Below are 6,073 nucleotides of genomic sequence, written 5' to 3'. Positions count from 1 at the left end.
CACGCTCTTTAAGCTTCTGATTTCGCGTTGAAAAACCAGCGAGCCCGCGGATGACACCAGGTGTTTTGAAGGTGACAGCAATTGTGCCGCTGTCAGAAGCCGAACAAGGATCGCAAGCATCAAACGGGCAAAAGCCGGCTTGGCGCGGGCCCTTTCGATGCGTTCATGCGTGGAACGGAAATTGCTAATTTCTCATACAAGCCGCTTGGAGAGCGATAATGCAGATGGGCGTCGAAACCTCGAAGGCGGAAGACCAGCGACCGGTCTTCGTGGTCGATGATGACGAAATCACCCGGGTGGCTTTGCAGCTTATGCTGCACGATGAGATCGAAACGCACGAGCTTGCAACGCCTGAAGAGGCTTTTGTCAGGCGCGTCGATTGGTTGAAGCCCGATCTGGTGCTGCTCGGCGCCTCCTTTTTCAAACAAAAGGGGCCGCCGTTGATCGGCCAATTGGCGGCCCATTTTTCCGAGGTGCGGATCCTGATCGTCTGCGAGAAATCCGACGAGGCCACCGCGGCCGAAGGCATCAAGGCGGGCGCGCACGGCGTGCTTATCAAGCCTCTCACCTTGGAAGCCGTCCGCAAGAAGGTCGATGGTATTCTCGAACGCGGCGCCACCGCGCCCATCGTGCAGCTCAGGGTGCTGAATTAGGCCACGCCATGGCGACGATCATTTTCTATCAAAAACCCGGCTGCGCCACCAACGCGCGCCAGATGCAGGCGCTGAAGGCCGCGGGCCACCACGTGATTGCCAAGGATATCTTGAAGGAGCCGTGGCGCGCGGAGCAACTGCGCCAGTTCTTCGGCAATACGCCGGTCGGATCCTGGTTCAACCGCGCCGCGCCCCGTATCAAGTCAGGCCAAATCAATCCCGACATAAGCGACGCGGCGAGCGCACTCGCGCTGATGCTGAGCGATCCGCTCCAGATAAGGCGCCCGCTGATCAACGCCGACGGCGCAAGATGCGCAGGATTCGATCATGAGCCCGTGCTGTCGCTGCTTGGGCGGAGCATGCAGGACGATCTCGAGCGATGCTCGAGCGAGGCAGCCGGAGGGTACTGCCGGAGCGGGTGAGCTACGCTACTCGCTAGTTTAACGAGAGGCGAAGAAAGCGGAGTTTCCCCGCTCCCCTTTCTTCGGGCGCGGCAGCAGGCTCGCTGAAGACGATCGGGGCTCTACACGCGCGTCTATAATTTTAATTAGGGTTGATGAAAAAGCCCCAAGGTGCAGCCCGCCAATGCGGTCATCGCGGCGGAGCCGGCACATTCGCCGATGCTGAATTGCGCGTGAAAGCCGGACATCAGTGGACGCTTCGCTGCACGTTCCAGTTCGACCGCATCGACATTCGTAGTGACATCGATCAAGCCGAGCGAGGCGCCGAAGGGCTGTTTCATGTCGCCCCACAACAAATTGGCGGGGCGGCCGGACGCCATGGAGGACGTGCCGAGTCCGTCCCTACAGCACCGCCCCGCCTGCGACCGGTGATGGTGCCCCGAATGAAGCAAGCGATGTGCCGATTTTGAAAGTTGGCTACAGTCGCTTCGTACTGGGTGTGTGTAGCGTCATGTGGTGGATATTGGTCTCAAAGCCGACAAAACGACCCGCTCTAGTTCAGTGCGCCCGAAAGCTCCGCCAAGCGGTGTCACTATCAGCGGTGTGTGATCACGTCGGGGTTGTCGACCACCATGTCGAGCAGCGTGTCCTCGACCATGCGGCAATCCACGCCCTTGATCCGGACGCGGCGAGCATCGCCGTGCCGGAATACAACCCAATCGCCGGCCTTGACATCCTGGCCGTGGAAATAGGTGCCGGTCTGCGGCTCATGCTTGAAGGCGGTCTTGCCCTTCTTGAGCACCAGGCCGACGGTGTCCTGCCAGACTGATTCCTTGATCGCGCCGGTCGACAGGATGAGCCCGCCATCGATCTTCTCCGGCTCGATGTAGATGCTGACCCCTTTGTTGTTCAGCAGCTCGATGGTGCACAGATCGCCAACGAGCTTCATCAGCTCGGCCCTTCTCGTCCTCCGAATTGGAACGGCGTTCCAATGTCGAAACACGTACCATCCCTCTCCTCCTGGTCTTTCAGGATGTCTTCCAGCGTCTAAGCGAGCAGGTGCGCAGCGGCGGCGGGCGCCTTTACCCCACATTGCGCTGATACTGGCGCCCATCTGTGAGCTTGCCGGACGTGATGGCGTCGATCGCCTTCTTATTTAGCTCATCAAGCTTAGCCTTCGGCGTTCGGCTAGATTGGTATCGATGATGACGCTCATTTACGGCCCGCCCACTCGTTTCCGAGCCAATTACAGGAGCGCCATGCGAGTCAGCGGCCATCTGACAAAGAAATGGCCGCCTGCGTTGCCACAAGCGGCCGAAGTCTAGGGAGGAAACGCCCAAGGAGGGCAGGACGCAGCCTAGAACGACCGCCATCAGCAGCTCAATTGAACGTAGGTAATCGTCGGGTATCCAAAGGGTAGGACGGAACGATACGAAGGTTTATGTCGAGATCGGCTAGGCAACGCCAAACTCGCCGCTCGCGCCCGGCTCGGCCACCATATGCCGCACCAGGATCATTTCCAATCCGACTTCCGAACAAGGGGCGACGCGGAATTGATTAGTCAATTGCCGGCCGGCACCCTTCAGATAGAGGAGGAAGCCGGGCAACTTGGCGAACATTGCTGCCTCAATGAATCCCCGCGTATGCGCGGGCATGGCGGCGCAACTTCGAGGCCCCTCGATCGCGCGTTACCGCTGTAGCTGGATTGCATTAGAGCGTGATCCGCAAACGTGGAAACCGCTTTTCCGAGAAGATCATGCTCAAACAAAAAATATAGAGCGGAATGACGATTCGAAGAAAAGTCAGTCATCACGCCTTACGGTCGTGATCCTTTCGCAACATGGCGACTTGATCGTGTCTCGACCGCCCGATTTTGATTCGCATCAAATCCTTCGCGATGCCGCGTGTGTGACAGAGACGTCGCGCGACTCCCCGCGCTGACTTGGGAATCGAAGAATTTGATGAGAACAAGAACAATTCTGACGACAGCCTCGCTGCTCGTGAGGCATTCGGTGGGGCCACCATGTCGCTGCAAGCTGCCGATCTCGCATCGGCGGCGATCTACACCAAAGCGCCGCCGGTCGAACCATTCAATCCCTGGATGATCCGCCTGCGCGTGCTCGGCGTTTTGCCGGATGCTCGAGGTAGCTCGGTTAACGTCTTCGGCGTTCCGGGCCTGTCGTCACCGAATTTGGGGCTCTCGATCAGCGATCAAGTGGTCCCGGAGCTCGACATCACCTATTTCTTCACCCCGAACATCGCCGCCGAACTCATTCTCGGCGCGACCAAGCATCACATCAACGGCACCGGGACGCTCAACGGGCTCGACATCGGCAAATCCTGGCTGTTGCCGCCGACGTTGACGCTGCAATATCACTTCACCGATTTCGGCGCGTTCAAGCCGTATATCGGTGCCGGCATCAACTACACCGTATTCTTCAACCAGTCGGCGGGCAACACGCCGGTCGCTGGCCTCGCGGTCACCGACCTGCAGATCAGCAACCAAGTTGGCGCCGCGGTCCAATTCGGCTTCGACTACATGCTCGACCGTCACTGGGGCTTCAACGTTGACGTGAAGAAGTTGTGGCTGCGGCCGGATTATTCGGCGACCGTAAACAAGGCGATTCCGGTCACCGGGCGCGCCAATATCGACCCATGGCTGGTCGGCGGCGGCATCACCTACAAGTTCTGACCCAAGAGCACGATCGGGGAAAAGTGGAAACCGGGTTGCGCAAACAAAAAGATCGAGCGAGCTGACGGTTCGAAGAAGCGTCATCTCTCTCAGCGCCGGGAGCCGGGCCCGGCGCCGCATTCGCTTTAGCTTTGCGCTATTGGCGGAGCCAACATGAGGTGACGGACCAGATCGAAGGGTAAGAGTGATTGATCAAGCCATTTTCCATCTCGGCGAGCGTCGCGCAAAGCGCCACAAGGACATCAACGTCAGGGATTCAAACGGCTCGCCGCTGGAGGTGGCAGGGCATGGTGATCAGGGACTTGAAATCCAAAGGCTCGTCCACGGTGATCAAGCGCGCACCCTGATCAGGAACATCCATCTTACCGAGGATCCCGACGAAAGCGAAGGCCGCACCTATAAGGTCAAGGGCCCGGTTGGGCACGGAGTTCTTGATGAAGGACCGTGAGGTCACCACCACTCATCACCCTGGCGAAAGAGGGTAACCCAGGATTCCAGAGACGCCAGTCGTCAGATGGAAGCCGAGGCTAACTTGATAGCCCGCGCAAGCTGCCTTTAACCGAGCCCTCAGCTCCGCTTCAACACCATCACCAGGCGGTCGACACGTTTACCTTCCTTGAGATGGGACTCGACGATTTCGTCGATGTCGTCAGGCGTGGTTGGACGGTACCAGACGCCATCGGGATAGACCACCATCAAGGGACCGGCCTTGCAAAAGCCGAGGCAGCCCGCCGCCGTGAAGCCGATATCGGTGAGCCCTTGCACTTCGATCGCCTTGCTCGTCCTGTCCCACAGGGCTTGCGCACCAGCTGCACCGCAGCTGCCGTGCGGATGAGTAGGCGGACGCTGGACGTGGCAGGCAAAGACATGATGCCTGTAGAGTTGAGGAAGCTCGAATTCCGTTTCTGAGTTCATGAGCCCGCCACGCATTCGATTGGGTTCATCTGAAGGGGGACAAGGTCCGAGTGCACCGCTCGGGACCGCGGTCGTCAGCGCGAGCGCGTGAAGCTCGTCACCCATTATCCCGTTGAGCGCCGCATACACAATCTGATGCTGCTTCGGCTCTTGACTGTGAAGGCGCGCGAAACGACGCGGGCGCCATAATGATCGCCGTCGCCGGCTAGATCAGTCATGGACACCTCCGCGTCCGAAAAGCCTTTCCTGATCAGGGCTTCGATGTCTGGTCCCCTCATCGCGATCTGCCTTGCTCCCGCTTGGCTTGCTCCACCATCTTGCTTCTCCATGCAAGCTTCGAACCAAGATGCGCGCCGCGCGCTTCTGCGCCGATCCTTCTCGGTCTGCCGACGTACAACTGCCACTCATCGTCACGTTTGCTACAGCAACGGTCTCTTTTGTTGCGGACGTGACAAACATCGAGCAGACGCGTGCGCCTCCAGCTTTTCCGCAGCTAGCCCCCAAAATAGCCGAAGAATCCCGATCCTTCCGCATGGCCCGGCTCTTGCAATGTCATCTCGCGGAAGGATGTAGCGCGTCACGACCGTCGTCTTCTCGGAGGAGCCCATGAATTTTCGCCAAGCTGCCTGATGAGCTCGACGCCTCGCTACAGCAGGGCATGACCGCTTACCGGCACCATTCGGCGCGAACCGACCGCATCTTTCGGTGAGCGCTGAACGCTCTGACGAGAGCGCGCGATCGCCGAGCGCGGCTTGCGCAAGGGCGCAAGCCAAGCCGGCTGGGACCACGACGGCGCCCATGGCAAACCACAATCGGGGATGCCAGTGGCGTCGGCGCTTCACGCTCTCCGCCTTGAAGGCGCTTGCCTTCAATCAGTTGATTCCTGGGGCAAAGACCTCGATTACAAGGCTAGGGTCAATGGATATGTCGCTTGAATTGATGCGCGTGACTGGGGTTTGTACTTCGCAGGATTGTTCCCCCTCTCCCTGCATGCACGGCCAGCCTACTCTAAAGCGAGTCTCCCAGAACTCCTGATACAGGATCGTCATTTCACTGCCTAACGGTCCTGTCACGTCTGGGTCTGCGATCCCCCCTGCCAGCCCAGACGGAGCCCTCGGCGGTTGTAGCCGCCGAGGGCTTTCTTTGTCTCGAGCGCGTTTTGGATGTCACTAACACCTGTTCGCCTCGGCTCCCCCCACAAATGGGGCCTCATTGGAAGCGAAGCCGGCACGCGGATTCACCCGACCAAAAATGGTGCTGGCGTCGACGTTCGCCGCCTTGCCGCCTCACTCGGTGGACAGCGTGAAGCCGCGCCGCTCGCGTTCGTCCGCACGCGATTTTATGGATCTAGCAATGTGGGGAGGCTGCCCCCCGATTCTGAAAGCACGCGGGCGTGCCCTATCGCAGGCTAG

8 protein-coding genes and 1 pseudogene are annotated in these 6,073 nt (G+C 59.4%); 4 read left to right on the top strand and 5 right to left on the bottom strand.

The annotated features are described in order from the left end of the window. Positions 1-218: 218 nt before the first annotated feature. A complete protein-coding gene (locus tag CWO89_RS39690) occupies positions 219-653 on the top strand; it encodes a response regulator (RefSeq protein ID WP_130231346.1) in 435 nt (144 codons plus the stop codon). 8 nt (positions 654-661) lie between these two features. Beyond that, positions 662-1,075 carry a thioredoxin domain-containing protein gene (locus CWO89_RS39685; RefSeq protein WP_130231348.1) on the top strand — a complete coding sequence of 138 codons (414 nt, stop codon included), beginning with the start codon at positions 662-664 and terminating at the stop codon, positions 1,073-1,075. 125 nt (positions 1,076-1,200) lie between these two features. Here CWO89_RS39685 and CWO89_RS49825 read toward each other — a convergent pair whose 3' ends face one another. The 3 genes from CWO89_RS49825 to CWO89_RS46395 form a co-directional block, all read right to left on the bottom strand. After that, positions 1,201-1,434, bottom strand: a complete 234-nt coding sequence (locus tag CWO89_RS49825) for a hypothetical protein (protein WP_207231180.1) — start codon at positions 1,432-1,434, stop codon at positions 1,201-1,203. A gap of 215 nt (positions 1,435-1,649) precedes the next feature. Next, a complete protein-coding gene (locus tag CWO89_RS39675; protein WP_130231350.1) occupies positions 1,650-2,003 on the bottom strand; it encodes a hypothetical protein in 354 nt (117 codons plus the stop codon). A 505-nt stretch (positions 2,004-2,508) separates the two neighbouring features. Further along, positions 2,509-2,673 carry a hypothetical protein gene (locus tag CWO89_RS46395; RefSeq protein ID WP_155255682.1) on the bottom strand — a complete coding sequence of 55 codons (165 nt, stop codon included), beginning with the start codon at positions 2,671-2,673 and terminating at the stop codon, positions 2,509-2,511. A gap of 404 nt (positions 2,674-3,077) precedes the next feature. Here CWO89_RS46395 and CWO89_RS39670 point away from each other — a divergent pair, with 404 nt between their 5' ends. Together CWO89_RS39670 and CWO89_RS39665 are read left to right on the top strand one after the other, a co-directional pair. Next, the gene (locus tag CWO89_RS39670) at positions 3,078-3,746 is read left to right on the top strand and encodes an OmpW/AlkL family protein (protein ID WP_080664218.1); all 669 of its coding nucleotides are present in this window, start codon (positions 3,078-3,080) and stop codon (positions 3,744-3,746) included. A gap of 184 nt (positions 3,747-3,930) precedes the next feature. Beyond that, positions 3,931-4,194 carry a hypothetical protein gene (locus CWO89_RS39665; protein WP_035693183.1) on the top strand — a complete coding sequence of 88 codons (264 nt, stop codon included), beginning with the start codon at positions 3,931-3,933 and terminating at the stop codon, positions 4,192-4,194. A gap of 119 nt (positions 4,195-4,313) precedes the next feature. Here CWO89_RS39665 and CWO89_RS39660 read toward each other — a convergent pair whose 3' ends face one another. Continuing rightward, positions 4,314-4,661, bottom strand: coding sequence for a (2Fe-2S) ferredoxin domain-containing protein (locus CWO89_RS39660; RefSeq protein ID WP_028169327.1), 348 nt, complete (start codon positions 4,659-4,661; stop codon positions 4,314-4,316). Between the two features lie 60 nt (positions 4,662-4,721). Beyond that, positions 4,722-4,945 (bottom strand): annotated as a pseudogene (locus tag CWO89_RS39655) (BolA/IbaG family iron-sulfur metabolism protein); the annotation flags it as partial. Between the last annotated feature and the right edge of the window lie 1,128 nt (positions 4,946-6,073).

This window comes from Bradyrhizobium sp. Leo170 (assembly GCF_004296405.1).
In the GTDB taxonomy this organism is placed as follows: domain Bacteria; phylum Pseudomonadota; class Alphaproteobacteria; order Rhizobiales; family Xanthobacteraceae; genus Bradyrhizobium.
This window is presented reverse-complemented; position numbering and strand designations above follow the sequence as displayed.

What these genes read in the sequence shown, in the direction of transcription:
- CWO89_RS39660 (WP_028169327.1), bottom strand. Translation starts at nt 4,661, where the DNA reads ATGAACTCAGAAACGGAATTCGAGCTTCCTCAACTCTACAGGCATCAT.
- CWO89_RS39675 (WP_130231350.1), bottom strand. Translation starts at nt 2,003, where the DNA reads ATGAAGCTCGTTGGCGATCTGTGCACCATCGAGCTGCTGAACAACAAA.
- CWO89_RS49825 (WP_207231180.1), bottom strand. Translation starts at nt 1,434, where the DNA reads ATGGCGTCCGGCCGCCCCGCCAATTTGTTGTGGGGCGACATGAAACAG.
- CWO89_RS46395 (WP_155255682.1), bottom strand. Translation starts at nt 2,673, where the DNA reads ATGTTCGCCAAGTTGCCCGGCTTCCTCCTCTATCTGAAGGGTGCCGGC.
- CWO89_RS39670 (WP_080664218.1), top strand. Translation starts at nt 3,078, where the DNA reads ATGTCGCTGCAAGCTGCCGATCTCGCATCGGCGGCGATCTACACCAAA.
- CWO89_RS39690 (WP_130231346.1), top strand. Translation starts at nt 219, where the DNA reads ATGCAGATGGGCGTCGAAACCTCGAAGGCGGAAGACCAGCGACCGGTC.
- CWO89_RS39685 (WP_130231348.1), top strand. Translation starts at nt 662, where the DNA reads ATGGCGACGATCATTTTCTATCAAAAACCCGGCTGCGCCACCAACGCG.